This window comes from Mycobacterium sp. 852013-51886_SCH5428379, assembly GCF_001665575.1.
Taxonomy (GTDB): Bacteria; Actinomycetota; Actinomycetes; order Mycobacteriales; family Mycobacteriaceae; genus Mycobacterium.
In genome coordinates, this window is record NZ_LZSU01000037.1 from 18,308 (window position 1) to 42,755 (window position 24,448).

General features: G+C 68.3%; 25 protein-coding genes. 3 read left to right on the forward strand and 22 right to left on the reverse strand.

The genetic code is table 11. The features are described 5' to 3' along the window. Positions 1 to 7: 7 nt before the first annotated feature. The 14 genes from A5757_RS16310 to fadD5 all read right to left on the reverse strand — a co-directional run bounded on the left by A5757_RS16310 (position 8) and on the right by fadD5 (position 15,430). Positions 8 to 652: a YoaK family protein gene (locus tag A5757_RS16310; RefSeq protein WP_066836132.1), complete on the reverse strand. Its 645-nt coding sequence runs from the start codon at positions 650 to 652 to the stop codon at positions 8 to 10. 65 nt (positions 653 to 717) lie between these two features. Beyond that, positions 718 to 1,563: a mammalian cell entry protein gene (locus A5757_RS16315; protein ID WP_066835963.1), complete on the reverse strand. Its 846-nt coding sequence runs from the start codon at positions 1,561 to 1,563 to the stop codon at positions 718 to 720. Then, positions 1,530 to 2,087 (reverse strand): mammalian cell entry protein, encoded by a 558-nt coding sequence (locus A5757_RS16320; protein ID WP_066835965.1) that lies wholly within the window; start codon positions 2,085 to 2,087, stop codon positions 1,530 to 1,532. The genes A5757_RS16315 and A5757_RS16320 overlap by 34 nt, the downstream gene beginning before the upstream one ends. Next, positions 2,084 to 3,061 carry an RDD family protein gene (locus tag A5757_RS16325; RefSeq protein ID WP_066835967.1) on the reverse strand — a complete coding sequence of 326 codons (978 nt, stop codon included), beginning with the start codon at positions 3,059 to 3,061 and terminating at the stop codon, positions 2,084 to 2,086. Before A5757_RS16325 ends, A5757_RS16320 begins: the two co-directional genes overlap by 4 nt. After that, the gene (locus A5757_RS16330) at positions 3,058 to 3,702 is read right to left on the reverse strand and encodes a hypothetical protein (protein ID WP_066835969.1); all 645 of its coding nucleotides are present in this window, start codon (positions 3,700 to 3,702) and stop codon (positions 3,058 to 3,060) included. Before A5757_RS16330 ends, A5757_RS16325 begins: the two co-directional genes overlap by 4 nt. Continuing rightward, positions 3,672 to 5,237, reverse strand: coding sequence for a virulence factor Mce family protein (locus A5757_RS16335; RefSeq protein WP_066835971.1), 1,566 nt, complete (start codon positions 5,235 to 5,237; stop codon positions 3,672 to 3,674). The genes A5757_RS16330 and A5757_RS16335 overlap by 31 nt, the downstream gene beginning before the upstream one ends. Before the next feature lie 3 nt (positions 5,238 to 5,240). Beyond that, a complete protein-coding gene (locus A5757_RS16340) occupies positions 5,241 to 6,362 on the reverse strand; it encodes a virulence factor Mce family protein (protein WP_066835973.1) in 1,122 nt (373 codons plus the stop codon). Between the two features lie 71 nt (positions 6,363 to 6,433). Next, positions 6,434 to 8,062: a virulence factor Mce family protein gene (locus A5757_RS16345; protein ID WP_066835975.1), complete on the reverse strand. Its 1,629-nt coding sequence runs from the start codon at positions 8,060 to 8,062 to the stop codon at positions 6,434 to 6,436. 3 nt (positions 8,063 to 8,065) lie between these two features. Beyond that, positions 8,066 to 9,661: a virulence factor Mce family protein gene (locus A5757_RS16350; protein ID WP_066835978.1), complete on the reverse strand. Its 1,596-nt coding sequence runs from the start codon at positions 9,659 to 9,661 to the stop codon at positions 8,066 to 8,068. Then, positions 9,658 to 10,689, reverse strand: coding sequence for a virulence factor Mce family protein (locus tag A5757_RS16355; protein ID WP_066835980.1), 1,032 nt, complete (start codon positions 10,687 to 10,689; stop codon positions 9,658 to 9,660). The genes A5757_RS16350 and A5757_RS16355 overlap by 4 nt, the downstream gene beginning before the upstream one ends. Next, on the reverse strand, positions 10,686 to 11,906 hold the full coding sequence (locus A5757_RS16360; RefSeq protein ID WP_066835982.1) for an MCE family protein: 1,221 nt from the start codon (positions 11,904 to 11,906) through the stop codon (positions 10,686 to 10,688). The genes A5757_RS16355 and A5757_RS16360 overlap by 4 nt, the downstream gene beginning before the upstream one ends. Before the next feature lie 2 nt (positions 11,907 to 11,908). Further along, positions 11,909 to 12,790, reverse strand: a complete 882-nt coding sequence (locus A5757_RS16365; RefSeq protein WP_066835983.1) for an ABC transporter permease — start codon at positions 12,788 to 12,790, stop codon at positions 11,909 to 11,911. A gap of 1 nt (position 12,791) precedes the next feature. Further along, positions 12,792 to 13,505, reverse strand: a complete 714-nt coding sequence (locus A5757_RS16370) for an MlaE family ABC transporter permease (protein ID WP_369815962.1) — start codon at positions 13,503 to 13,505, stop codon at positions 12,792 to 12,794. A 290-nt stretch (positions 13,506 to 13,795) separates the two neighbouring features. Continuing rightward, positions 13,796 to 15,430, reverse strand: a complete 1,635-nt coding sequence (fadD5, locus tag A5757_RS16375) for a fatty-acid--CoA ligase FadD5 (protein WP_066835987.1) — start codon at positions 15,428 to 15,430, stop codon at positions 13,796 to 13,798. A 131-nt stretch (positions 15,431 to 15,561) separates the two neighbouring features. Between fadD5 and A5757_RS16380 the strand changes: the two genes are divergently transcribed. Next, positions 15,562 to 16,254, forward strand: a complete 693-nt coding sequence (locus A5757_RS16380) for a GntR family transcriptional regulator (RefSeq protein ID WP_066835989.1) — start codon at positions 15,562 to 15,564, stop codon at positions 16,252 to 16,254. Here A5757_RS16380 and A5757_RS16385 read toward each other — a convergent pair whose 3' ends face one another. Together A5757_RS16385 and A5757_RS16390 are read right to left on the reverse strand one after the other, a co-directional pair. Further along, entirely contained in the window at positions 16,255 to 16,698 is a 444-nt protein-coding gene (locus A5757_RS16385) for an SRPBCC family protein (RefSeq protein ID WP_066835991.1), read from the reverse strand. Between the two features lie 13 nt (positions 16,699 to 16,711). Further along, a complete protein-coding gene (locus A5757_RS16390; RefSeq protein ID WP_066835993.1) occupies positions 16,712 to 17,152 on the reverse strand; it encodes a thioesterase family protein in 441 nt (146 codons plus the stop codon). 35 nt (positions 17,153 to 17,187) lie between these two features. On the opposite strand from A5757_RS16390, the gene A5757_RS16395 reads away from it, so the two are divergent. After that, the gene (locus A5757_RS16395; RefSeq protein WP_066835995.1) at positions 17,188 to 18,300 is read left to right on the forward strand and encodes an alcohol dehydrogenase catalytic domain-containing protein; all 1,113 of its coding nucleotides are present in this window, start codon (positions 17,188 to 17,190) and stop codon (positions 18,298 to 18,300) included. Here A5757_RS16395 and A5757_RS16400 read toward each other — a convergent pair. Together A5757_RS16400 and A5757_RS16405 are read right to left on the reverse strand one after the other, a co-directional pair. Next, positions 18,297 to 19,073 carry an SDR family oxidoreductase gene (locus A5757_RS16400; RefSeq protein WP_066836000.1) on the reverse strand — a complete coding sequence of 259 codons (777 nt, stop codon included), beginning with the start codon at positions 19,071 to 19,073 and terminating at the stop codon, positions 18,297 to 18,299. The two genes, A5757_RS16395 and A5757_RS16400, sit on opposite strands and share 4 nt — an antisense overlap. After that, positions 19,070 to 19,735 carry a TetR/AcrR family transcriptional regulator gene (locus A5757_RS16405; protein WP_066836002.1) on the reverse strand — a complete coding sequence of 222 codons (666 nt, stop codon included), beginning with the start codon at positions 19,733 to 19,735 and terminating at the stop codon, positions 19,070 to 19,072. Before A5757_RS16405 ends, A5757_RS16400 begins: the two co-directional genes overlap by 4 nt. A 132-nt stretch (positions 19,736 to 19,867) precedes the next feature. Here A5757_RS16405 and A5757_RS23250 point away from each other — a divergent pair, with 132 nt between their 5' ends. Next, positions 19,868 to 19,996: a hypothetical protein gene (locus A5757_RS23250; protein WP_156618462.1), complete on the forward strand. Its 129-nt coding sequence runs from the start codon at positions 19,868 to 19,870 to the stop codon at positions 19,994 to 19,996. A gap of 31 nt (positions 19,997 to 20,027) precedes the next feature. Here the strand turns inward: A5757_RS23250 and A5757_RS16410 are convergent, their stop codons facing one another. The 4 genes from A5757_RS16410 to A5757_RS16425 form a co-directional block, all read right to left on the reverse strand. Further along, on the reverse strand, positions 20,028 to 20,828 hold the full coding sequence (locus A5757_RS16410) for an ABC transporter ATP-binding protein (protein WP_066836004.1): 801 nt from the start codon (positions 20,826 to 20,828) through the stop codon (positions 20,028 to 20,030). Further along, on the reverse strand, positions 20,812 to 21,834 hold the full coding sequence (locus A5757_RS16415; protein ID WP_066836007.1) for an ABC transporter substrate-binding protein: 1,023 nt from the start codon (positions 21,832 to 21,834) through the stop codon (positions 20,812 to 20,814). The genes A5757_RS16410 and A5757_RS16415 overlap by 17 nt, the downstream gene beginning before the upstream one ends. A 16-nt stretch (positions 21,835 to 21,850) precedes the next feature. Beyond that, positions 21,851 to 22,726 (reverse strand): ABC transporter permease, encoded by an 876-nt coding sequence (locus A5757_RS16420; RefSeq protein WP_082929507.1) that lies wholly within the window; start codon positions 22,724 to 22,726, stop codon positions 21,851 to 21,853. Positions 22,727 to 22,887: 161 nt separating this feature from the next. Beyond that, positions 22,888 to 24,441 (reverse strand): Na+/H+ antiporter, encoded by a 1,554-nt coding sequence (locus A5757_RS16425; RefSeq protein ID WP_231984020.1) that lies wholly within the window; start codon positions 24,439 to 24,441, stop codon positions 22,888 to 22,890. Positions 24,442 to 24,448: the final 7 nt, after the last annotated feature.

A 24,448-nucleotide genomic window follows, 5' to 3' on the forward strand; every position in this document is an offset into this window, starting at 1 on the left:
AGCAGTCTCAACGCGAGGACGCTGCGTCGGCCGCCGGACCCAGTGTGAAGATCGCGGCGGCTGTCGCCACGACCACCGCGGCCAGCGCGATGACCGGCGCGACCGTCACCCGGGTCATCGTGGCACCCACCACCGCGCCCGCGAGCATCGTCAGCACCACGCCGTAGCGCAACTTCTCGCGCCGGCCCGTTCCTCCGGCGAGCCGGCTGTCGAAGCCGATGCCCACGATCGTCTGGGTCAGCACCGTCGTGCTGAGCTCCTGGATGCCGAACGTGCGCGCGGTCGCGTTCTGCACGCCGAACACCACCGCCAGCCCGGCGATCAGGATGAGCTTGCCATCGTCCCGATAATCGAGGACGCCGGTGCCGGCCAGAATCGAAAGCGCCACCAGCAGAACGACTTCGAAGCCGAGGGCGACGGCCAGCCAGCGCCGCACCCGGCTGTCGAGGTGACGGGCGAGCCGCCCGCCGAGCACGGTGCCGGCCAGGAAGGCCAGGAACGCGATCACCGCCGCGGTCCGGTCGACGACGGTGCTGTCGACGAACCAGAACCCCAGGAAGATCACGTTGCCGGTCATGTTCGCGACGAAGACGTGGCCGAGGACCAGGATGCTGACAGCGTCGACCAGTCCTGTGGCGAAGGTCAGCAGCATCAACGCCGTGACGGTCAGGCGGTGCGAGACCGGCGAGGTGACGGGTTGTGGCACCGGATTCCCCGTTACAGCTGTGGGGTGAGGTCCAGATTGGTGACCGGCACCATCGAGGTGATGCGCCAGTCGGCGTTGTCGCGCTCCATCGTCAACCGGTACGACCGGTACTGCAGCGACGGGATGTTCTTGCTCACCGGGCTGGTCGATACGGAGTTGGTGTAGACGAGCGCGGACGCCTCGTCGGCGGACAGGGATTCGACCGCCGCCCCCACCACCTCGGTGGTGTTGCTCACCTGGGCCTGCGCGTTGGCCGCCACGATCGCGTCGATGTAGCGGCGATACTCCGTGGCGAAATCACCGGTGAGGAAGCGCGAAGAGCGGTCGGGCAGCGCCGCCATGTCGTCGGGGGTGTAGGTCCACAGCGTGGTGATCGCCTCTGTTGCGGTGCGCGCGATGTCGAGTTTCGTCTCGACCGCCGCCCGGTCGGCCAGGTACGGCTGCAGCGTGGCACCGGCGAACGCGCCGGCCGCGACGAACAGCACCGATGCCGCCGTCGCGGCGATCAGCAGTCGCTTCCCGGCCGGTCGATACGGCATCAGCAGCGGCGGCGGTTCGGGGTCTGCCAGCTCCGGATCGGATTCGGTTTCCTGCGCCGGTTCCGGTTCGGAGGCTTCGGATTCCGGTTCCAGCTCCTCGACGACGGGCTTCGGCGTGCGCCGCGACTTACCCGTCGGCACCTTGGTCGCAGACTCCTCGGCCGGCTCGTCGACATCGGCAGCGGACGAGTCCTCGCCGCGCTGAACCTCCGGCGTCGCAACCTTGTTCGCACGCCGCCGCGGCCACCGCCGGGTACGGGCCGGCTTGTCGACGGACCCGGTGGTCAGATCACCTGAATCAGCTGGCTGATCTTCCACTGCTGTCCTTCCTTCGTCGCGGTGACCACCCAGCGGTTGCCGCTCTCGATGGTCGACTTGCCGTCGGGGGTCTTCGATGTGGTCTTGGTGGCGACGAGGACATCCGCGCTGCCGTTGTCGTTCCACCGCTGCACGCCGGCCTCGACGACGCCGCCCTCGGTCGGTTCTGCGCGCGCGACCTGGATCAGGATCTCGTTCTCCTTCTCCTTGAACGCGGTCGCGAACTCACCGGTGGCCTGACCCTGCACCCGCTCGGCATATGCGTTGGCGTCGAACGGATCCAGCGTCGTGTACATGGTCATGAAGCCGCGCACGTAGTACAGCGCCTCGGCGTCGCGCTGCTCGGCCCGCCGGTCGATCTCGTAGGACACCAGCATCAGTGACGCCGCAGTGACCGCGGCGACCAGGAGCAACCCCGCCACCGTCGACCAGATCGTGAACGGGCGGCTGCGCGGCTCGACCGGTTCGACCGGGAAGAAGAAGTAGTCACGCTCCTGCGCTTCGACTCTGCGCCGGGGGCTCACCCGCCGGCCCCCTGCATCAGCGGCTTCTTCAACACGGTCAGGTTGTCCACCCGCCAGTCGTCGCCGACCTTCGCGAAGTCCACCCGCACGGTGGCCGTGATGAACTTCAGCTCCTCGACCTTCGTCCCGCGCTGCCCCTGCATCGCCAGCAGCATCGCCGCGCGGTCCGGCGTCACGGGCGGGTTGGGCAACAATGCGCTGACCACCGCCCAGTACTCGTTCGTGGAGGCGCCTGCCTCCCGCACCGCGTTCTGTTGAGCGATCAACTGCTCGCGGTAGGAGTCGGTGGTCAGCGACTGTGCGCGCGCGAAGTCATCGTCGACCGTCTCCGTGGTGTAGCTGAGCAGCTGTTCGACGATCCGGGGTCCCTGTTCGACGATCTGCGCCCGCGCGCGGTCCACCGCCTGCTGCTGGCGGTACACGACGGCGTAGTTCAGTCCGACGGCCAGCGCGCTGACCACGACGGCGCCGGCGAGCACCTTGGCCGTCAGCCGGCGGATGTCCCGCTGCGGGCGCGCCGCCGGACGGACCTCGGTGCGGGCCAGCAGGTCGGCGAACGTGCGCCGGCGCCGATCCCACAGCGGCCACAACCAGCCGACGAACAGCGCCGCGGTGTCCAGCAGATGCGCCAGATCCCGCACCAGCAGCCGCGCGAACCCGACCGCGGCGCCGTCGCGGCGCACCACCCGGATCCGGAACAGCGCCCGCCCCAGCGACCATCCGGTCGTACTCGGCAGCAGCCACCGGTTGGCCGCCATGGCGACGACCGTCAGCGCTGCGATGACCACGAACACCCACCACAGCCACCCGAGCTGCGGGCCGACCAGCAGCCACGGCACCGTGGTGCCGAGCACCGCCAGACCGGGCAGCACGTCGACGGCCAGCGCGCCGGCCCGGGTGTGCCACTCGGCCACGCGGTCGGCGGGCGTCCCCGCCACGGCTTCGTACGACACCGGCTCGAGCACCGCCGTCACGAGGTGACCTGGTCGAGCCTGGCGACCTTGTAGGTGCCGTCGGCCGGCGCCATCTGCACCCGCAGCCGGTAACCCTGTTCCTGATCGGCGGCTTCGGAGTTTGAGACTTTCACCCGAACGGCCACGAGCACGTCGATCGACCCGTCACCGTTGTGCTTCTCCACCGCTGCGCGCATGTCCGACACCTGCACCTGGACGTCGGCCGCGCGGTACGCGTCGACGAGCATGCCGCTGTAGAGCGCGGCCTGGGCACCGAAGTCACCGGTCGAACACTCGATGATCTTGGCCTGGCCGGTCGTCATCGCGGTGGTGTCGGGCGCCTGGGTGGCGGCGACGCAATCTTTGGCAGCCCGCACCGCCTCGACCTCCGCGGTCGCCAGCGCGCTGCTCTCCTCGTGAGACTTCAGTGCGAAGTAGCCGCCTACGCCGGCACCCGCGGTCAGCAGGAGCAACGTCACGCAGATCGCGGTCAGCCAGCCGCGGCCGAGCCGCGAGACGCGACGCCCGTCGGAGGTCGGCTCAGCCGGTTCTTCGGTCGCGGATTCGGTTGTGTCGTCCGGGGATACTGCTACCGAGGTGTCCGGCGTTTCGTCAGCATCTGGAGTGGGGTTCAGCTGGCGGGTGCCAGCATCTCCTTCCATCCGTTGTCTCCTGGTTCGATCGTATTGCTGACGTTGTACTTGACGCCGTCAGGCCCGACCACCTCGCCGCTGGCTGGGCTGTACACCGCAGTGCCGGGTGGCCCTGGTGCCGGAGTGTAGATGCACGGGTTGGGCTGCTGTCCACTGCACTCGACACGACCCTGCCCCGGAGGGCTCAGCGGATCGCTGATCGGGGAAAACGACTGCGGTGGCGGTAACTGGTCGGCCGGTAGCGGGTTCATCCCGTTGTTGACCGACGGCGCCGGGATCACGCCGTTGCGACCCGGGTGCACCGGCTGGTTGCAACGCGCGCCGGCAGCCGGGCAGTCCCGGATCTGGTTGGGATCGCCGTACCACGGGTTGGTACCGAGCGGCACGTACGGTTCGTCGCTGCGGCATTCCTTCGGCGTGGCCGCGCGCTTACCCGGCACATCCGCACACGGATAGTTGCGCGCTCCGCGGACGACGTTGCCCTGGAAGTCCTTCGGGATCTTGCAGTACGTGCCCGACGGCAGCGGCGCCATGCTGGTGTCGGCAGGCGAGCGCCATTCCGAGGCCGGCAGGAAGCCGGTCAGACACGGCGCCGGCTGGTTGATCGACAGGCCGAAGTGCAGCAGACCTTCGCCCTCGAAGATCGTGCCCGCCTGCGACGCAGCGGCGCCCTGCGGCAGCACCACCAGCGTCTGCTCGAGGCCCTTGTTGTAGCGCTTGAGCATGTCGAACACGACCGACAGGTTCGCCAGTGTCTGGGGCAACGAATCGCGTACCCCGCTGAACACGGCGTTGAGCTGATCGGCGGTCGGCGCCGCCTGCTGCAGACCACTGCGCAGTGCCGCGTCCTGCTCGGCCGACTGGGCGGCGAGGATGTTCAGGTTGCGGGCCCACTGCTCGATGTTGTCGCCCGAGGTGACCTGGCTTTCCAGGATCGGCGTCGAGTTGTCGATGATGTCGTTGACCGGTCCGAGGTTCTCGCGGAAATCCGAGGCGATGTTCGTCGTCGAATCGACCAGCCGCTGCAGCGCGGGACCGAGCCCACCGACCGCGTCGGCCGTCTCCGTCAGCAACGAGTCGATCTTCTCCGCCGGCAGCACCGACAAACCCTCGTTGGCCGCATCGAGCGCGGGGCCCACCTCGCTGGGAACCGTGCTCTCGGTGATGGTCTGCCCGTCCTTGAAGTACTGCCCGGAATTGCCGTCGGAGACCAGGTCGAGGTACTGCTCACCGATGGCCGACACGGAGTGCACGTTGGCGACGGCGTCGACCGGGATCTTGTACTTGTTGTCGATGCTCATCGTCGCCCTGGCACCGGTCTCCGTGGGCTCGACGGCGGTGACCTTACCGATCGTGGTGCCGCGGTAGGTGACGTTCGCCGTCTCGTACAGCCCGCCGGAGCGAGGCAGCTCGGCACTCAGCGTGTACTGCCCGATGCCCATCAGGCTGGGCACCCGCAGGTAGTACCAGCCCAGCACGCTCAGTGCGAGCACGGTCAGGATCGTGAAGATCACCAGCTGGATCTTGATGAAGCGGGTCAGCACAGCTCACTCACCCCTCTCGACCAGCGGTCCGTTCGGCGCGTTGTGCGGGTTCGGTGTGAACCGCACGTCCGGGATCATCGTCGCCGGATCACGTCCCCACGACTGCTCCAGGGCCCGCAGCATGCCCGAAATCCCGGTGCCGCTGAGGAAGCCGTTGTCGATGGCCGACAGCGTGAGGTCGACCAACAGCGACACGTTGATGTAGTCGCCACGGATCGCCTTGGGGATGTTCTCGATGCTGAACGGCACGGTCAGCATCAGCTTGAGCGCGCCGATCAGGTACGGCGAGGCCTTGCCGATCTGCTTGAGCGGACGCTGCAGATTGCGCAGGTTGGTGTTCAGATCGTCGGCCGACTGACCCAGGTAGGTGTCGGTGGCGGCGCTGATACGGCCCACCGCCTGGATGGCGTCGGCGAACAGATCCCGCGTCTCGGCGAAGTGCTCGATCAGCGGCGGGAACTCCGTCAGCACCCGGTCGAGGGTGGCGTTGCGATCGGCGACCACGGTCAGCAGCTCGTTGGTCGAATCGATGGCCCGGGTCAGATCCTCGCGCTGCTGGTTGAGCTCGTCGGTGAACACATCGAGCCGGCCCAGGAACTCGCGGATCTGCTCGGCCCGCCCGGTCAGCAGATTGTCGACCTCGGTCTGGATCACCTCGAGGTTCGGGATGCCGCCGCCGCGCAGGATGGTGGCGATGCTGGCCAGGGTCCGCTCGGTGGTGGGGAAAGCGGACGCGTTCTTCAGCGGAATCGTGTCCCCGTTGCGCAGCGGCTCGGCGTCCGGGTCCGGCGGCGCCTCCAGCTCGACGTGCTGGGAACCCAGGAGGCTGGTCTGGCCGATCTTCGCCAACGCGTTGGCGGGCAGCTTCACATCGGACTGAATGTCCAAGCGCAGCGTGGCGACCCAGTTCTTCAGCTCAATGGCCTGCACACTGCCGACGAAGACGTCCGCCACCCGGACGCGGCTGTTGACGTTGAGCGCCAATGTATCCGGCATCTGGACGTAGATCGTCATCTTGTCGCTGCCGGAGCCCGGACCGACGGGCAGCGGGACGTTGGCGATGCCCTTCCACGATCCGCAGGAGCTCAGCAGCACCGCGGCCACGGCCAACGCCATGGTCCGCATACCGATCGTCGACAGCCTGCGGCGTCCGCTCGCCGCGGGCGTCGTCTGCGCTTGTGCACGCATGGATTTCATCACCGTCCTGCCTCGGCGGGGAGGGGCGGGCCCGGCGCAGCGGGTGCAGGACCCGCCGCCGGAGCGGACATCGTCGAACCACCCGGGTCACCCGGGATCACGCCGGGCGCGGGCACCGGCGGCGGACCCGGCTGCGGATACCACGGGGGCGGCAGCGGCTGGTTCTCGGCGTAGGCGTTGGGCGGCCCGGGCAGCTTGCCGTTGGGCTGCACACCGAAGGCCGGCGGCGCGGCCGGGTTCACCGGATCGGGGCCGCCGAGCAACGCGTTGAGCGAGTCGGGGGTCAGCATGTTCGCGGTGAACGGCTGCACGTCGACGCCCTGCATACCGGGCGCGACGACCCAGCCGGGTTCGTGGTTGCCGTGGGAGAACAGGGTGTCGCGGGAGAAGATGCCCGGCACAGTGGTGTCCTTGTATCCGGGCGGCGGCCGCAGCCGGTCCTCGGAGTAGGCGATCTGCTTGGGCAGCGTCATCGCCGTGCTCACCTGGTTCAGCCCGAACGGCGGGAAGTTGAACTTGATCGCGTCCAGGATCGGCGCGAGGTACTGCGCGCACAACTCCGCCGACTCCTGGTAGCCCAGCCTGCTGCCGGCCTGGATCGAGCTGCAGATGAACTGCATCGGGTTGGCGAAGTTGGTGATCACCGGAAGTGAGACGATGCCACCGTTGTTCGGCGAGCTGATGTTGACGACGTTGGCCGCGAGGTTCGGGAACACGTGCAGACCGGTCTCGAGCCCGTCGAGCGGCTCCGGCTGCAGGATCGCGTTGGTCGTGTCGGCGAGATTGTTGATATCGGTCGTCAGCACTTCGCTGTTCTCGTCGAGGAACTGGCGCGTCGTGGTGAGCAGGCTGTTGAGATCCTGCAGCGCATTCGCCAACTCTCGGTCGGTGTTGGTGAACGAGTTCGTGAACTGCGCGAGATCGCGGTTCAGCGCGACGAACTGCTGATCGCTGCGGTGCAGCGCGTTGACGAACAGAGCGAGACTCTTGACCACACCGAAGAAGTCACCGCGGCCCTGGTTGAGCGTGGTGAGCGCCTCCGAAAGGCTGTTGAGCGTGGTGTTGATCTGGGTGCCCTTGCCGGACAGTCCGTCGGCGAAAGACTCGATCGCCTCGCCGAACGGACCCTTGGGCTGCTCGGGGGTGGGGCCGAGATCGGTCAGCAGGCGGTCGATCGAGTTGCGCAGCTCGTCGTACTCCACCGGCACCTGCGTGCGGTCGAGCGTGATGACCGCGTCGTCCTCCATGACCGGCCCGCCGGTGTAGGCGGGCGCCAGCTGGATCGTGCGCGATGACACGAGGCTCGGGTTGAGGATCGAGGCGGTCGCGTTGGCGGGCACCTTGTACTTGTTCTCGTAGCTGAAGACGACCTTCATCTTGTCGCCGTCGGGGTCGATGCTGTCGATCCGGCCGACCTGCACGCCCATGATCTGGACCTTGTCGCCGGGGTACAGCGCGAGCGTGTCGGTGAAGTACGCGGTGACGGTGTTGGTCGTCAGCTTCTTGTAGAGCTGCCAGCCCACGAACGCGGCCACCAGCGCCAGCACCACGGCCAGGGTGGCGATGATGATCGCGGCGCGAGACATGCTCGGCGCCTTGAGGTTTCGGACGTTGAAGATCGTCGACATCGGCTAGTCCCCCGTAGCTTCCTGCGAGCCGGGCGGGAGGAACGGCGGGTTCCCCGGCAGCGGCGGGATACCGGCCGGCGGCAACTGCTGCCCCGGTCCCGGCGGTGGCGGCGGACCGGTCAGCGCCGGCGGCGGCGGAGCCTGCGTCACGTTGCCACCCGTGGCGGTCGGGCCCGGGAACGGTCCCGGGGGTTCGTGCCGGGCGCCCGGAGGCGCGGGCGGCAGCGGAACCGGGACACCCGGCGCCGACGGTGCGACCTGACCGGGGATCCCGGAGCTGGCGATGCCGGGCGCCGGCGGCGGCGCGTTCGGATTCGGCGCCGACGACACCACGTTGGGCGGGCCGTAGTTCGGACCGTACGGGTTGTCGCCGAACGGACCCACTGTCAGATCCGCACACGGCAGCGGGTTCGCCGGGCTGGGGATGCCGTCGGCGGGCGGGGTGTACGAGCACGGGCTGCCCTTGGGCACCGCGGGATTCGGGAACTCCGGGGTGCCCTCGAGCCGCGTCGGGGCCGGCGGCGGCGCACCGTTGTTGAAGCGCTGACCGTTCGGGTCGGGGAACTGGAACGCGGGCAGGCCGGCGCTGCGCCAGAACTGCTCCGGATCCAGGCCCCGCTTCTGGAACGCGGCGTCGACGAACGGCTGGATGATCTGATACGGCAGCAGGTTGACGAGCATGACCTTGAAGTAGGGCCCGGACGCGACGCCCTCGCCGAGCGCCGCAGTGAACTTGCTCAGCGTGGTCAGCACGTCGGCCAGGTCGAACTTGCGCTCGTTGAGGGTTCCGCTGATCACCCGCAGTTGCTCGAGCACCCGGTTGAGATTCGGGTTGTCGTCGATGAAACCCTCGACCTGCGTGGAGAACGCGGAGACCCGCTCGAGCAGCATGTCGACCGCGTAGCGGCGCTCGTTGATCGCGCTCAGCAGCGTCTGGGCGTTGACCAGCAGCTGGTTGACCTGCTGGCTGCGGTCGCCGAGTACGCCGGCGATCTTGTTGGCGTTGGCGAGCAGTTGCTTGATCTGCTCGTCGCGCTTGCCGATGGTGTCGGAGAACCGCGCCACGCCGTCCAGAGCGGCGCTCAGATGCGGATAGGTCTGGTCGATGGTCTCGGACAGCACGTTCAGCGACTGCTTGACCGAGTCGGTGTCCCAACCCGATGCAGCGTTGGTGACATCGGCGAAGGCGTCGTAGATCTGGTACGGCGTGGTGGTCTGGCCGACCGGGATGACCCCGTTCACCGGGAGCTTCTGCGAGCCGCGCGGTTCGATCTCGAGGTTCTTGCGTCCGAGGATGGTGTCGGTGCGGATGGCGGCCCGGCTGTCGCGGCCGATCTGCGTGCCGCCGAGGGTGTACCCCACCACGACCTTGTCGCCCTCGATCTCGGTGGTCAGCACCTCACCGACCTCCACGCCGGCGATTCGCACCTTGTCACCGGGGTTGATGCCGCCGGTGTCGGTGAACTGCGCGTAGTACTTCGGCTGCGCGAACAGCATCGGGACGCTGGCGAAGCTCTGGCCCACCCCCACCACGAGCACCAGGACGAGGATGCCCATCAGGCCGCCACGGACCCGGTTCGGACTTTCCAGAGTTCTCATTGCGGCGTGCACCTGCCCGACGGCTGCGAGGTGATCTTCACCGTGCGCACCGGTCCACCGGGCTGCAGCCCGTTCAGCTTCAGCGAGATGTCGCAGGCGTAGAAGTTGAAGAAGTCACCATAGATGCCGCCCGCACGGCCGATGATCTTCAGCGCGGTCGGGAAGCGGACCAGCAGGTCGTTGAGCTGAGCCTGCTGGTCGACCAGCGGCTGCTGCACCGCGTCGAGGTAGCCGATGGTGTCCTGCAGCAGCGGCCGGTTGTCGGCCAGCAGATCCGAGACGGTGCCGGCGGCATCGCTGATGTCGGCAACCGACGTGGCGATCGGATCGGCGCGGTTCTTCAGCCCGGTGATCAGCGTCTCGAAGTTCACCAGGGTCTCGTCGAACTGCTTCTGATGCTTGACGGTCGTGTCGAGCACCGTATTGAGATTGCGGATGACCTCTCCGATCGCCTGGTCGCGGTCGGCCAGCGCCGAGGTCAGCGACGCCGTCTGGTCGAGGATGTCGTTGATGGTGCCGCCCTGGCCCTGGAAGACCGTGACGATCGACTGGGCGATGTTGTTGACCTTCTCCGGTTCCAGCGCCCGGAACAGGGGACGGAATCCGCCGATCAGCGCGTCGAGGTCGAGCGCGGGCTCGGTCCGCTCGACGGGGATGGTGCCGCCGCCGGGCATCCGCCGGTCGCTGTCCCCGCGCTTGAGCTCCAGGAAGCGGTCACCGATCAGGTTGAGGTAGCGGATCGATGCGGTGGTCTCGTCGAACAGCGGCAGCGACCGGTCGACGTCGAAGTCGACCTTCGCCCGCGTGCCGTTCTCGATCAGCTCGATCTTGGAGACCTTGCCGACCTCCACACCCGAGGCGCGGACGAACTGTCCGGGGCGCAGACCGCTGGCGTTGCTGAAGATCGCCGAGTAACCGGTGGTGCGGTCGAATCGCATCTGACCGAACACCACGACGATGAGGCCGGTGAACAGCAGCAGCACCAGGGAGAAGGCGCCGAGCTTGATGGCGGTACCGGTGATTTTCATGGGTTGATCGTGTTCTCCCCGATCTGGCGACCCCACACGTACTCGATGGCGATCGGCTGGCCGAGTTCGAAATGGTTGTACGGAGCGATCGACGCGCCGGTGTCCGCCACCAGGTAGGGCGCGGGCCAGAGGTCACGGGTGATCGGTTGCCAGCAGCCCGGCTTGCCCTCGGGTCCGCCCCTGGCGTTCACCCGGGGCAGGTTGTCCGGGTACACGTACGGGTTTCCGGCGCCGAGGATCTGGGAGTGCGTGCGCAGCGAGTAGCCGTTGCCGCCCAGCGACGAGGAGATCTTCGGCTCGACGTCGTGGTAGTTGCGGATCATGCAGAACAGCGACGGGCTGTACTCGTCGAGCAGGGCCGACGTGGGAACCAGGTCGGCGGTGCCGCGGACCAGATAGGGTCCCCCGCGTTCGAACACCTCACCGCCGGTGTTGCCGAACCCGACAGCCGACATCAGCGCCTGGTCGAGGTTGCCGCGCTGTTCGTTGAGCGTGGCCGCGGTGGTGGACGCGTTCTCCAGACCGTCGAACAGGTCCGGCGCGGCGTTGGCGTAGACCTCGCCCAGGTCGGCGAGCAGCTGGGTGTTGCGACGGATCTGCGGCATCTGGGGGTTGAGGTCGGCCAGGATCGCGTTGGCGTCGATGAGCGATTCACCGAACCGGTCACCGAGCCCGTCGAGCGCCTGCGCGGCAGCGGTCAGCGTCTGGTTGAGCTTGACGGGGTCGACCTTCTCCGAGATCGACACGATGGTCTCGAACAGCGTGTTGAACTCGGTCGTCACGCTCGTCACGTCGATCACGTCGTCGCTGCTGATGCGCTCCTTCGACGGGTTCGGCGGGGACGAGAAGGACACATACTTGTTGCCGAACACCGTGGTGGCCGAGATGTCGGCGACCACGTTGGACGGGATGAGTCGCACGTATTCGGGGTCCACCTCGAGGGTGATGAGCGCATTCGGCTCGTTTCCCACACTGGTGGCGTTGACCTCCTCCACGCGGCCGATCTCGACGCCGTTGAAGGTCACCTTGGTGCCCGGGTCGAGGTTGAGGCCGGCGCGGGCGGATTTCAGGGTCAGCGTCTCGGTGGGTGTGAAGTCCCCCCGGAACTGGAACCACACCAGGGTCGCCACCACCGCGGCGATGAGCAGCAGCACGATCGCGGAGATCTTGAGCGGCGGCGTGCGCGGATTGTTGATCGGAGCTTGGGGTGCGGTCATGGCTACACCGTCAGGTTGAAGTTCGGGTCGGTGCCGTAGAGCGCCAACGAGGCCAATAGGACCACCAGCACGATCGCGATCAGCGATGCGCGCATCGAACGACCGACTGCTTCACCCACGCCGACAGGTCCGCCGCTGGCGTAGTAGCCGTAGTAGCAGTGGTTCAGCATGACGATGATCGAGATGACGATCGCCTGGACGAAGGACCAGGCGACGTCGTCTGGTCGTAGGAACGTTCGGAAGTAATGCTCGTAGGTGCCCGTGGACTGCCCGTAGAACAGCGTCGTGGTGACCTGGGCCGACAGGAAGCTCATGATGATCGCCATTGCGTACAGCGGGATGATCACGATGAAGCCGGCCATGATCCGCGTCGACACCAGGTACGAGATCGACTTGATGCCCATCACCTCGAGGGCGTCGATCTCCTCGCTGATCCGCATGGCGCCGAGCTCGGCGGTGGCGCCCGCGCCGACGGTGGCGGCCAGCGCCTGTCCTGCGACGACCGGCGCGGCGATGCGGACGTTGACCAGGGCGGCGAAGAATCCGGTGAATGCCTCGACGCCGATGTTTCCCAGCGAGGCGAAACCCTGGATCGCGATCAGTGAGCCGCCCGACAGGGTGACGAAACCGACGATCGCGACCGTGCCACCGATGACCGCCATCGCGCCCGTGCCCATGCCGATCTCGGCGATCAGTCGGAGCACTTCCTTGCGGTAGAAGCGCAGCGCGTGCCCGATGGAGCCGACCGCGGTGACGACGAACCAGGCGACGTGCCCGACGCTGTCCAGTCCGCGCGACGGAGCGGCGACCACTTTCTCGGCACGCGCGTATCCGCGGGGAAAGCGCTGCCGCAGAACGGTGCCCGTCTGAGATTTGACCGCCATGTCAGCTCCCCGTTCCGAACCGGACACCGATGGTCGTCAGCACGACGTTCACCGCGAACAACGCGACGATGCACAGCACGAGCGTCTCGTTGACGCCGGTACCGACGCCCTTGGCGCCGCCACCGACCGTCAGGCCGCGGTAGCAGCCGACCAGTCCGGCGATGAGGCCGAAGAGTGTCGCCTTGACCACCGAGATCAACACCTCGGGGAGGCCGGTGACCAGCGTCAGGGTCGAGACGTAGGCGCCCGCGGAGACGTTCTGGATGAAGACGCCGAAGATGAAGCCGCCGACCAGGCCGATGGTGATGACCGCGCCGTTGAGCAGCAGGGCCACGAACGTCGAGGCGACGACGCGGGGCACCACCAGCCGGTGGATCGGGTCGATGCCCAGGACCTCGAGGGCGTCGATCTCCTCGCGGATCGTGCGTGCGCCCAGGTCGGCGCAGATGGCCGTGGAACCCGCGCCGGCGACGACGAGCACGGTGACCAGGGGTCCCAGCTGCGTGACCGCGCCGAGGGCTGCGCCCGCGCCGGAGACGTCCGCCGCGCCGAACTCGGCGAGCAGGATGTTCAGGGTGAAGATGATGAGCACGGTCAGCGGCACCGCGACCGCGACCGTCGGGAGGAACGAGACCCGGAACAGGAACCAGGACTGGAGGATGAACTCCCGCCACTGGAACGGCCGCAACAACGCCTTGCCGGTCAGCACGCACATGCGGACGAATCCGCCGACCGCCTCCAGGGCAGGCCTGGTCTGGTCGCGCACGTACCCGGTGAGACCTCCGTTGGAGGCGGTCACCGATGTGCTCCCATGACCGAACCGTCATGGCGCAACGGCATCAGCTGTCGCACGCCCACTCCTTGCCCCGGCCCACTTCTGGTGACGACTATCTCCCTACTCGCAAGTAGTAAGTGAGACCACAGGACTGTACCCGATGCCTGAACGGCCGTGCGCCGCATCGGCCGGATTGGCCAACCAACCGTTATCAAGGTTTTCGGCATGGGCTAGCTCGCCGGCTCTGCGGCCGAAGCCGTTGCGGCAGGGGAACTTTCGGTCGCGTCAACTGATTGGGGGTCCGAGAACCGCTGACGCAGCTCGGTCTTGAGGACTTTGCCAGCAGGGTTCCGCGGCAGTGCCTCGACGATCTCGAGGGCCTTCGGATGCTTGTATCGCGCCAGTCGGTCGCTGAGGAACGCGTCGAGATCCGTCAGTGTCAGCGCCTGGTCCGTGACCGCCGCGACCGCGACGGGAACCTCACCCCACTTGTCGTGGCTGCGGCCGATGACGGCCACCTCGGCGATCGCGGGATGCGCGGCGAGGACGTTCTCGACCTCGGCGCAGTAGATGTTCTCGCCGCCGGAGATGATCATGTCCTTCTTGCGGTCGACGACCCAGATATAGCCTTCCTCGTCCTGACGGACGAGGTCCCCCGAGTGGAACCAGCCGCCGGCGAAGGCCTCGGCCGTGGCCTTCGGATTGTTCCAGTAGCCGGCCATGAGCGTCGGAGCGCGGTAGACGATCTCGCCCACCTGGCCGATCGGCACGTCGTTCATGTCCTCGTCGACCACGCGTGCCGCGACGGTCGGGATCACCTTGCCGACCGAACCCAGCTTCCGCAGGGCGTCGTCGCCCAGCAGCATGCAGGTGACCGGTGACATCTCGGTCTGGCCGAACGCGGCGAGGATCTGGGTGCCGGGGAAGGTCTCTGCCATCTCGCGCAGCAGGGTGTCGGATGCGGGGGCGGCGCCCCAGGACAGCGTCCGCAGTTTGAGGTCGCGGGGCTGGGCGCGCTGGGCGGCGCACACCGCCTGCCACTGCGCGGGGACCAGGAAGATCCCGGTGACCTTCTCCTCGGCGAGGACGTCGAGCAGGGCGCCCGGATCGAAGGCGCCGAGCGGGTAGAGCACCGTCGGCCGACCCAGCAGCAGGCCCACGATGGTGTTGCCGATACCGGCGATGTGGAACAGCGGCACCCCGATGAACCCGACGTCGCTGTTGAGGTCGACGCCGTTGGTGAACAGGAACGTCATCGCCTGTCCGGCGAGGTTGACGTGGGTGAGCACCGCGCCCTTGGGCCGCCCGGTGGTGCCCGAGGTGTACATGATCAGCGCGGGGGCGTCGTTGGGGATGTCGACCGGTTCGGGGTCCAGGCCCGGTTCGGCGATGAGGTCGTCGTAGCCGAGCACTCCATCTTCGGAGGCTCCACCCGCGACGATGACCGTCTCCAGCGTGCCGTCGAGGGCGCGCACCGCGGTGGCGACGGGGGCGAGTACCGATTCGGTGATGACGACGCGGGCTTCGCAGTCGCTGACCAGGAACGCGATCTCCGGGGGCGTCATGCGGAAGTTGACCGGCACCGCGATCGCGCCGAGCTTGTTCACGGCCAGGAAGGACTCGATGAACTCCGTGCGGTTGAGCATCAGGACCAGCACCCGGTCCCCGAAACCGACGCCGCGGCGGCTCAGTGCGCCGGCCAGCTTGGTGACCCGCTCGTCGAGCTCACCCCAGGTGGTGGTGCGGCCGAGGTAGCGCAGCGCGGTCTCGCTCGGCTGCATGAGGGCGTGGCGCGCCAGTTGATTGGTCCAGTTCTGCCGGCGCGCCAGGTACGGCTGTTCCACGGCGGAGGGCTCAGGATTCAACGGCGGAACCCTCTCAAGTCGGCTTGCATGTCGTTGATATTTGATCAAACATTGGATGGCCCCGGTCACACTATGGCCCCGGTTTGTTCCAGACAACCCACGCCTGATCCGCACCGGAGGCCGCAGGAATTGTGAACGCGCCAGTCAGACCGCGACCCTCGCGCCTGCCGCGGCACCGCCAACAACTCCCCGATACGGTCGCCGAGCAACTGCGCGCCGAGATCATGACGGGCGTGCTGCGGCCGGGGACGTTCGTGCGCCTCGACGAGACCGCGGCGCGGCTGGGCGTCAGCATCACCCCGATCCGGGAGGCGTTACGGACGCTGCGCGGTGAGGGGTTGGTGCAGCTGGAACCGCATCGCGGTCATGTCGTGATCCCGATGACCCGCGGCGACGTCGAAGACATCTTCTGGCTGCAGGCCACGATCGCCGAGGAGTTGGCCGGCTCGACAGCGCAGCGGATCACCGCGGCGCAGCTCGACGAGTTGGAGCGGCTGAATGCGGCGTTGGCGACGGCGGTCGAGCAGCGCGATCCGGCGGAGGTGGCGGCCGCAGAGTTCGCGTTCCACCGGGTCTTCAACCAGGCCAGCGGGCGAATCAAACTGGCGTGGTTCCTGCTGCATGTCGCGCGGTATCTGCCGTCGCTGGTGTACACGTCGGATCCGGGCTGGGGTGCCGAGGCGGTGGCGAGCCACCGCGAGTTGATCGAGGCGCTGCGCCGCGGGGACCGGGAGACGGTGGGACGGCTGACCCGGGCACAGTTCACCGACGGCGCCGCACGCCTGATCGCGCGGCTGGAACAGATCGGGCTGTGGGATCAGTAGCTAGGCGCCCGCGGCCATCTGCTCCGCGCGCGACTTGAGGTTGCCGGCCAGGTAGTCGAGCGTGTCCCCGATCGCCTTCTTGATCATGGGGCCCGGGATCGCCAACTTCGTCTCGACGTCCAGATCCACCGTCAGCAGCGACGTCGCGCCGATCGGCACCACCGAGAACTTCTGCTCCTGCTTGGTGAAGTGGTCGCCCTGCTGCAGCAGCGTGAAGATCTGGTTCTCGCCCGGGTAGTAGACGGCCGTGATGAACGTGCCCGCCTGGCCCTGCACCTCGACGTCCAGGCGCAGCTGGCTGGGCCGGCCGTCGTTGTAGCGCGCCAGGATCCAGCAGCCCTTGATCTCGGGGTTCCACTCCGGGTACTTCTCGAAGTCGGCGACGATCGCCATGATCGCCTCGGCGGGCGCCTCGACCTCGACGGTCTTACTCACGAGCGGCATGCGGGGAGCATATCTACGTCACCACCGCCGTCTGGAGCAGCGTGCGGATGGCGTCCGGGATCGGCACCGGCCTGCGGGTGTCGCGGTCGACATACACGTGCACCCAGTGCCCCAGCGCCGCGAGCGAGGTCTCGCCCGCACCGAACAACGCCAGCCGGTACGTCACGCTGCTGGTGCCCAGCCGCGCCACCGCCAACCCGACCGTCAGCGGATCCGGGAACCGCAGTTCGGAGAAGTACTGACAGCCCGACTCGGCCACCACCCCCAGCCACGGCGCGGACACCGGATCCACCCCGGCCGTCGTGCCGATCCAGCCGTTGATCGCGGTGTCGAACAGCGCGTAGTACACCGCGTTGTTGAGGTGGCCGAACATGTCGTTGTCGGTCCACCGCGTGGTGACCGGCCAGTGCACCGGGAAATCGCCGCTGGAATGGCTCGAGTTGTCGCGGGGCATGGTTGCAGTCTCGCAGTACGGGCAGTCTGGAGGTCATGACGATCACCATCCGCGGCGCCGTACTCGAGGAGATCGGCCGTCCGGGCCCCTTTGCCCAGTCGACCCCTTTGACCGTCACCGATCTCGAGCTGGCACCACCCGGCCCGGACGAACTGCTGATCCGCATCGAGGCCGCCGGCCTGTGCCACTCCGACCTGTCGGTGGTCGACGGCAACCGGGTGCGGCCGGTACCGATGCTGCTCGGCCACGAGGCAGCCGGCGTCGTGGAGGAGATCGGCCCCGGTGGGTCCGATCTCGCCGTCGGCCAGCGCGTGGTGATGACGTTCCTGCCCCGCTGCGGTCGGTGCGCGGCGTGCGCGACCGACGGGCTCACCCCGTGCGAACCGGGTAGCGCCGCGAACGCCGCCGGCACCCTGATGAACGGCGACATCCGGCTGCGCCGCGACGGCGAGCCGGTGTTCCACCACCTCGGGGTGTCGGGTTTCGCCACCCACGCCGTCGTCGACCGGCACTCGGTGGTGCCCGTCGGCGAGGAGGTGCCGCCCGTGGTCGCCTCCCTGCTCGGCTGCGCGGTGCTCACCGGCGGCGGCGCCGTACTCAACGTCGGTCAACCGAAGCCGGGGCAGACCGTCGCGATCGTCGGCCTCGGTGGCGTCGGGATGGCGGCGATGATCACCGCGATGTCGTTCGACGGCGTCGACGTCATCGGCATCGACCGGCTCGAGGACAAGCTCGAGCGGGCGCGGTCGATGGGCATCAACGCCGCCTACAGCCCGGAGGAGGCCGCCGAACGAAACGTCAAGGCGGAGGTGGTGATCGAAGCCGTCGGGCATGCCTCGGCACTCGAGACGGCGATCGCCCACACCGCGCCCGGCGGACGGACGATCACCGTCGGCCTGCCGCACCCCGACGCGCGCATCGAAGTGTCGCCGTTGGGGCTGGTGGCCGAGGGCCGCTCGCTGATCGGCAGCTATCTGGGTTCGGCCGTACCCGCGCGCGACATCCCCCGCTTCGTCCACCTGTGGCGGGAAGGCCGGCTGCCGGTGGAAACCCTTGTCTCCTCGACGATTCCGCTCGAGGACATCAATACCGCCATGGATCGCCTCGCCGAGGGCAGGACAGTCCGGCAGGTGATCGAGTTCGCCTAGCGGATCGTGCTGACTCCGCCGTCGACCGGGATGATCGCCCCGGTGATGTAACTGCTGGCCCGGCTGGCCAGGAACACCGCGATCCCGGCCATGTCGTCGGCTATCCCGACGCGGCCGAGCGGCAGTGCCGCACCGACGGCTTCCTCACCGGCGGCGAGCAGCACCTTGGTCATCCGCGACGGGAACAGCCCCGGTGCGATCGCGTTGACCAGGATCCTGGGGGCCAGTTCGGTCGCGAGGTGTTTGGTCAGCATGTGCACGGCGGCCTTGCTCGCCGCATAGGAGAAGTTGTTGCGGCCCTTCTCCGGGGTGAAGAACCCGTCGACACTTCCAGTGTTGATCACCCGCGCCGGGTCGGTGTCGGTGGCGCCCGCGGTCAGGAGCGGTACCAGCGCGCGGGTGAGTAGGAAGACGCCCTTGACGTTGACGTCGAAGACCCGGTCGAACCCGGATTCGGGGAACTCCTCGAACGGCGCTCCCCAGTTCGCGCCCGCGTTGTTGAACAGCGCGTGCACGGCGTCCTCGCGCGCGGTGAGCGCGTCGGTGAGCGTCTGCACGCCCTCGGCGGTGCCCAGGTCTGCCGGCACCGCGGTCACCCGGCCCAGCGGCGACAGTTCGGCGACGGCCGCGTCGAGTTCGGCCTCTTTACGGCTGGACAGGTACACCGCGGCGCCGGCCTCGAGCAGACCGCGCGCCATCATCACACCGATCCCACGGCCGCCGCCGGTGACCACCGCGACTTTGCCGTCGAGGGAGAACATGCCGGCGCTCATCGGGCCTGCGCCGAATCATCAACGCCCAGAGGCGATTCCGCGCGTACCGTCTCGTCCTTGATCAGACCGCGCAGCAGGGCGGTGCTGAACTCGGCGGCGATCTCGGGCGCAGTGCGCCGGCCCTGCGGGCGCAACCACCGGTACGACCCCAACGTCATCCCGATGTAGCCCAGCGCCAGCACGTGGGAGTCGCACTCGTAGAACTCGCCGCTGGCGATACCGCGGTCGATGACGTCGCGAACGTGTTCGTAGACCTGGGTCTCCTTTTCGCGGATGTAGGCGACCTGCTCGTCGGTGAACCACTCGCTGATGTAGGGGCCCTCCTGGAAGTACACCGCGGCCCGTTCGAGGTCGCTGGCGATGCCGACCATCAGTCGCCGCGTGTAGTGGTAGATCACCTCGCGGGCCGAGGCCGTCGGATCGTCGTGCAACGCCTCGACGGTGAAGTCGGCCGCGCCCCGGTAGATGTCCCAGAGGATCAGCGATTTGCTCGCGTAGTAGTGGTACACCGTCGCCTTGTTCAGGCCGACGGCGTCGGCGACGTCGTCCATCCGGGTGCCGTGGTAGCCCCGGGCGGCGAATAGTTTGGTGGCCACGCGCAACAGTTCGTCGCGACGGGACGACCCGTTGGGGGTGGTCTCGTTGCCGAGGTGTCGGGACATGGCGACTCTCAATCGACGGGTATCAATCAACTGGCTGGTTGATCAGTCTAAGCAATAGCCCGAACTCACTGTTTGAGCCGGGCGCATCGGGTCTAAACTGGGCCAAACGCCCGCGTTCGACGGAGGTATGCGATGGATCCGAATCCCGATTACGACGCGAGCGACGAGATCGAGTTCTTCTTCAGCTACCTCGGCTGGGGCCTGCGCGGCATCTCGGGACCCGGCGGCGGCTTCCCGCCGCCCGCCTATCCGCCCGTCTGACCTGCCTATCCCAGGCTTCTGACCAGGGGACCTACTTCAGCGTCGCGCTCGACGGCTGAGCCGCCGCCTTCACCGCGCGGCCCACTTCGGCACGCAACTCGGAGTACTCCCGGGACCGGCGCAGGTCGTCGGGGTCCACGCTGCTGCGCGGCAGGTCGACGTCCAGGTCCAGCGCGATCCGACCCGGCCTGCGGGTCAGCACGACGATCCGCGAGCCGAGGAACGCGGCCTCGTCGGCGCTGTGGGTGACGAAGACCGTCGTGCGGCCAGAGATGGCGCTGACCTGACGCAGATCCTCCTGCAGCCGCTCGCGGGTGAGCGCGTCGAGCGCGGCGAAGGGTTCGTCGAGCAGGAACAGCGGGGTTTCTGCGGCCAGGGCCCGGGCGATCGCGACGCGCTGCTGCTGACCGCCGCTGATCTCCCAGATCCGCCGGCCCGCGGTGCCCTCGAGCCCCACCCGCGCCAGCAGCTGTTCGCGACGCTCGGCGCGCTGCCCCCGCGGCACCCCGGCGTATTTCAGGGCGAGGTCGACGTTGCCGCCGACGGTGCGCCACGGGAACAGCCGCGGCTGCTGGAACACCACACCGGCGCTCACTCCGGGGGTGGGCGCCGTGCCCGACACCTCCACCGCGCCCTCGCTGGGCGATTCGAAGCCGGCGAGCAGCCGCAGCAGGGTGCTCTTACCGCAGCCGGACGCGCCGACCAGCACCAGGAACGACCCTGGCGCGACGGTCAGGTCGACGGGCCCGACCGCGGTGACCTCGCCACCGCCCGTGCCGTAGCGGTGGGTCACCCCGCGCAGTTCGACCGTCCCGTCACTGGGTGATGGCACCGGGCAGCCCCCTGGTGTAGATCGCGTCCTGGAACGTCTGCAGCGGCGCGGCGGCCGGGATCTGCTTCTGCTCGGCGAGGAACTGCGACGCACTTTCCAGATTGGCCGCGATGTTGCCCGGATTGCCATCGGAGCCAAGCCATTCCGGCGACGCCACCTCGGCGGGCGTCAGGTAGACACCCTGGGCGAGCTGCCCCTTGACCTCGTCGGCGGTCAGGCCGATTTCAGCGGCGATGGCGGTGGCCGCGGCGTCCGGATCGTCCTTGATGACGTTGAGGGCCCGGGCCTCCTGCTGGCGCCAGATGTCGACGACGTCCGGATGGGCGTCGGCGAACTCGTCGGCGACCACGGCCAGGTCGAGCGTGGGCTTCCCGTCGCGGGCCAGCTGCCTGCTGGTGATCAGGTCCGTGCCCGACGCGCGCAGCTGATCGAGGGTCGGCAGCCACGAGTAGGCCGCATCGATGTCACCGCGTTCGAACGCCGCCAGGATGGCCTGCGGTTGGAGGTCCACCAGCTGCACGTCGGCCGGCGACAGTCCGTTCTGATCCAGCGCGGCCAGCAGGCTGTAGTGCGCGGTCGACGCGAACGGGGTGCCGATCCGCTTACCGCGCAGCTCGGGGATCGTGGTGATGTTGCTGCCGTTGCGCGCGACCAGTGCCTCGTTGTCGCCGGCGACGTCGAGGACGAACGCCACCTTGTACGGGATGTTCAGCGGTGCTGACAGCCCGCGCGCCACCGGGCTCGAGCCGAGCGCGCCGAAGTCGACCTCCTTGGCGATGAACGCGGTGTTGACGTCGGCGCCGGAGTCGAACTTCGTCCACTTGATGTTGTAGTCGGGCAGCGCGTCCTCGAGCCAGCCGTTGTTCTTCACGATCAGGTCGCCGCTCGGGAAGCTCTGGTAGGCGATGCGGATCGTCGGCTTCTCGGCGTCCTGCCCCTTCTCGACCGAGCACCCGGCCAGCGCGAGCAACATAACCGCCACGACCGCAATCGATTTGATCCTCATGGTGTTCTAGACCTTTCTAGGTTCTTCCGATCCAGGGGACACTGCGGCGTTCCAGCGCACGCAGTAGACCGTCGATGACCAGACCCGAGATCCCGATGGCGAAGATGCCGACGAGGACGACGGGGGTGTTGTTGTAGTTGCTGGCGTCCTTGACCACGCCGCCGATTCCGGGCAGGCCGTTGAACAGTTCGGCGGCGACCACCGAGGAATAGGCCATGCCGACCGCGAGCCGGACGCCGGTGAAGGTCTCGGGCAGCGCTGAGGGGACCACGACATCGCGGATCACCTCGGCGCGCGACGCCCCCAGGGCGCGGGCGGCCTCGACGAGCCCGACCGGCGCGGCCAGCACGGCGGCCGTGGTCGCGACCGCCGCCGGCGGCAGGGCCGCGAGCGCGAGCAGCGTGATCTTCGGCGCCTCGTCGATGCCGAGCCAGATCACCAGCAGGAAGAAGTACGCCAGCGGCGGCAGCGCCCGAAGGAACGTCAACCATGGTTCGAGGACGCCGCGCACCCAGCTGATCGACCCCATCACGAGCCCGAGCGTCACCCCGGCCGCGACACCGATGACGACGCCCACCAGCACCCGGCGCAGCGTCATGTACAGGTGCTCCCACAGTAGGTAGCCCGCGTAGCCGCGAACCCCGTCGTGGGTGGTGGAGACGTCGACGAAGGCCTGCCACACGGTCGCCGGGTAGGGCACGAAGGTCTGGTTCCAGACCCCGCTGGCGGCGGCGAGCTGCCAGAGCCCGAAGAACACGGCCACCGAGATCAGCGGCAGCGCGGCGCGGATCAGCCGGCCGCGCCACCGCCCGGCGGCCGGCACGGCACCGGACGCGCGCGACCGCGACTCGTCCGAGGCGATAGCCGGGGTGCTGGGGACGAACACCGACACTGTGACGACCTTCGATGGGGAGGGCTGGAGCGGAGAAGAGAAGGGAAGGCAGGCGTCAGCGACAGCAGTGGTCGGACCGCGCGGCGTTCACCCGGCTATTGGTACCGGTCCGCCTGACCTGGGCGGAAGCGATGAAATCGCGGTGAGTTTTATCCGGCCGGTCACTCGGGCTGCCGGCCGCGGGCGTCGAGGCGGCGCAGCACCAGGTCCACGACCGTCGGATCGATGCCGGATTCCGAGCGGGCCGCTACGACAGCATCCCTTGCCGCAGAGAGCATTTCATCCTTGAGGTCGTTCACTCGCCCAGCGTGTTCACCCTGGTCGCCCGGCGAATCGGCGGGTTCGTAACCCATCGCCTGCCACATGCGATCGGCGTTGTCCCGCGCGCGGTCGATCGCCTCGGCGTCGGCGCCGTCACGGTCGGCCAGTTCGTCGAGCCGGGTGAAGCCGGCTTCCCGCGCCCGCCGCAACAGCTCCTGGAACGCGTCGTCGTGTTCGCCGTCGTCGGCGCGCACACCGAGCCGCCGCACCAGCGTCGGCAGCGTCAGCCCCTGCAGCAGCAGCGTCACCACGATGACGACGAAGGCGAAGAACACCAGGCGATCCCGTTCCGGGAACTCCGGCGGCAGCGCCAGCACCGCGGCCAGTGTCACCACCCCGCGCATCCCCGCCCAGGAGGACACCGTCATCTCGCGCCAGCCGATGGGTTCGGCGATATGGCTCTTGCGCCGGTGCAGCCGTTCGTCGATGCCTGCCACCGGGAAGATCCACAGGAACCGGATGACGATGACGACGAGGGTGATCACCAGAGCGTCGCGGATCAGCCCGCTCAGCGGTGCATCAATGCTCATCGCGACTGCCCGGAGTTCGAGCCCGACGAACGCGAATGCCGCACCGGTGACGAGCAGTTCGACGATCTCCCAGGTGGTGCCGGTCACCAGCCGGGTCTTGGAGGATTCGGCGTCGCCGTAGCGGCTGAGCGCCAGCGCCACCGTCACCACTGCGAGCACCCCGCTGCCGTGCGCCGCGTCGGCGGCGGCGTACGCCACGAACGGCACCACCAACACCAGCGCGCTGCCTGCGGGGTGCGCGGGCAGCCGGGTGACGAGGAACCGGGCGGCCGCCGCGATCACCAGTCCGATCAGCACGCCCAGCACCACCGCCAGCCCGAACGCCTTCGCGGTCCCCAACGGTGAGACCGCGCCGGTCAGCGTGGCGGCCACCGCGACCTCGTAGAGGACCAGGGCGGTCGCATCGTTGGACAGCCCCTCCCCCTCCAGGATGGTGCGCAGCCTTCGCGGGATACCGAGTTTGCGCGCGACGGCCGTCGCCGCGATCGGGTCCGGCGGCGCGACGGCCGCCCCGAGTGCGATCGCCGCGATCAGGGGAACGGTCGGCACCAGCGCGTGCAGGGTGGCGCCGACGGCGAACGCGGTGACGGCGACCAGCGCGACGGCCAGCAGCATGATCGGGCGCCGGTTGTCCAGGAACTCCCGCCAGGACGTGCGACGGGCGGCGGCGAACAGCAGCGGCGGCAGCACCAGCGGGAGGATCAGCTCCGGGGGCGGGGTCGGCACCGGAATGCCGGGGACGAAGGCCAGCAGCAGACCGAACGCCAGCAGCACCGCCGGATAGGGCAGCGACCAGCGTTCAGCGAGGGGCGCCAGGACGACGGTGGCCGCCATGAGGACCAGCAGCATCGTGAAGGCGGCCACTCGAGGT

What these genes read in the sequence shown, in the direction of transcription:
- A5757_RS16360 (WP_066835982.1), bottom strand. Translation starts at nt 11,906, where the DNA reads ATGACCGCACCCCAAGCTCCGATCAACAATCCGCGCACGCCGCCGCTC.
- A5757_RS16340 (WP_066835973.1), bottom strand. Translation starts at nt 6,362, where the DNA reads ATGCGGACCATGGCGTTGGCCGTGGCCGCGGTGCTGCTGAGCTCCTGC.
- A5757_RS16385 (WP_066835991.1), bottom strand. Translation starts at nt 16,698, where the DNA reads ATGCCGCTCGTGAGTAAGACCGTCGAGGTCGAGGCGCCCGCCGAGGCG.
- A5757_RS16370 (WP_369815962.1), bottom strand. Translation starts at nt 13,505, where the DNA reads ATGTGCGTGCTGACCGGCAAGGCGTTGTTGCGGCCGTTCCAGTGGCGG.
- A5757_RS16395 (WP_066835995.1), top strand. Translation starts at nt 17,188, where the DNA reads ATGACGATCACCATCCGCGGCGCCGTACTCGAGGAGATCGGCCGTCCG.
- A5757_RS16390 (WP_066835993.1), bottom strand. Translation starts at nt 17,152, where the DNA reads ATGCCCCGCGACAACTCGAGCCATTCCAGCGGCGATTTCCCGGTGCAC.
- A5757_RS23250 (WP_156618462.1), top strand. Translation starts at nt 19,868, where the DNA reads ATGGATCCGAATCCCGATTACGACGCGAGCGACGAGATCGAGTTCTTC.
- A5757_RS16405 (WP_066836002.1), bottom strand. Translation starts at nt 19,735, where the DNA reads ATGTCCCGACACCTCGGCAACGAGACCACCCCCAACGGGTCGTCCCGT.
- A5757_RS16415 (WP_066836007.1), bottom strand. Translation starts at nt 21,834, where the DNA reads ATGAGGATCAAATCGATTGCGGTCGTGGCGGTTATGTTGCTCGCGCTG.
- A5757_RS16310 (WP_066836132.1), bottom strand. Translation starts at nt 652, where the DNA reads ATGCTGCTGACCTTCGCCACAGGACTGGTCGACGCTGTCAGCATCCTG.
- A5757_RS16355 (WP_066835980.1), bottom strand. Translation starts at nt 10,689, where the DNA reads ATGAAAATCACCGGTACCGCCATCAAGCTCGGCGCCTTCTCCCTGGTG.
- A5757_RS16330 (WP_066835969.1), bottom strand. Translation starts at nt 3,702, where the DNA reads ATGGAAGGAGATGCTGGCACCCGCCAGCTGAACCCCACTCCAGATGCT.
- A5757_RS16350 (WP_066835978.1), bottom strand. Translation starts at nt 9,661, where the DNA reads ATGAGAACTCTGGAAAGTCCGAACCGGGTCCGTGGCGGCCTGATGGGC.
- A5757_RS16365 (WP_066835983.1), bottom strand. Translation starts at nt 12,790, where the DNA reads ATGGCGGTCAAATCTCAGACGGGCACCGTTCTGCGGCAGCGCTTTCCC.
- A5757_RS16400 (WP_066836000.1), bottom strand. Translation starts at nt 19,073, where the DNA reads ATGAGCGCCGGCATGTTCTCCCTCGACGGCAAAGTCGCGGTGGTCACC.
- A5757_RS16345 (WP_066835975.1), bottom strand. Translation starts at nt 8,062, where the DNA reads ATGTCGACGATCTTCAACGTCCGAAACCTCAAGGCGCCGAGCATGTCT.